The organism is Banduia mediterranea (assembly GCF_031846245.1).
In the GTDB taxonomy this organism is placed as follows: Bacteria; Pseudomonadota; Gammaproteobacteria; order Nevskiales; family Nevskiaceae; genus Banduia; species Banduia mediterranea.
The window spans coordinates 1-1,117 of sequence record NZ_JAVRIC010000057.1 but is presented as its reverse complement, the minus strand read 5'-3'; the positions used below and the strand labels follow the sequence as shown (position 1 = coordinate 1,117).

The 1,117-nt window shown below is 69.4% G+C and carries 1 pseudogene; it reads right to left on the bottom strand.

The window, feature by feature from the left end:
* Positions 1–1,117, bottom strand: a pseudogene (locus RM530_RS18325) (IS3 family transposase); the annotation flags it as partial.

Genomic DNA, 1,117 nt, shown 5'->3' with positions numbered 1-1,117 from the left:
GCTCGGCCAGGATCGCGTGGTCGTCGCCGGCGTGGCGCTGCGCTGGTGCGACATAGCGAATGCCGCTGTGGCGGTGATCGTGGTTGTACCAGTCGACGAAGCGCGCGGCCCACTGGCGCGCATCGTCCAGCGTCTTGAAGCCGTTGGCCGGGTAGCCGGGCCGGTACTTGGCGGTGCGAAACAGCGACTCGACGAAGGCGTTGTCGTCGGACACGCGCGGACGCGAGTACGACGGTGCGATGCCGAGCCAGTGCAGCATCGCCAGTACGGTCGTGGCCTTGAGGATGCCGCCGTTGTCACCGTGCAGGACCGGGCCATCCACCCTGGCATGCACACCCTCGGCCAGGGCGGTGCGCTTGACCAGATGCGCGGCGTGCTCGGTGGCTTCGACCTCATGAACCTCGTGGCCAACGATCTTGCGACTGTAGATGTCGAGGATCAGGTACAGGTAGAACCAGCGCCCGACGACCGGGCTCGGCAACCAGGTCACGTCCCAGCACCAGACTTCGCCCGGACCGTGCGCGATGTGCGTCGTCGGTCGGCGCGAGGCGCTGGGCGCCTTGGCACGGCCACGGTGCCGGAGCTGGCCTTGCGCCTTGAGCACGCGATGAAAGCTCGACTCGCTGGCCAGGTAGCGGCCTTCGTCAGCGAGCATCGGCACGATCCGCGCCGGCGGCAGCGCCGCAAAGCGCGGCTCGTTGGCCACGGCCACGATCTGCATCCGCTCCTGCTCGCTGAGGGCATGCGCCGGCGTCGGCCGCTTGGCCTGCGGACGGCGATCACCGTGCAGCAGGCCATCGGCGGCCTTCCAGCGCTGCAGCGTGCGCAGGTCGATGCCGACGATCTCGCAGGCACGATGCAGCCGCGCACCCGCCGCCTGTGCCTGTTCGATGTCCAGGGTCATTTCGCGACGCTCTTCCACGCGGATCATTCGTCCGCGCCCCTGCGGTAGAGCGCCTCGACTTTTTTTGACAGCACCAGCAGCGCCGCCGCTTCCGCCAGCGCCCTGTCCTTGCGCCGCAGCTCGCGCTCCAGCTCGCCGATCCGGCGCCTCTCGGCCTTGGGCTCGCTGCGCTCCGCAGGCTGTGCCAGCGCCTGCGTCGCCGACTTGCGCCAG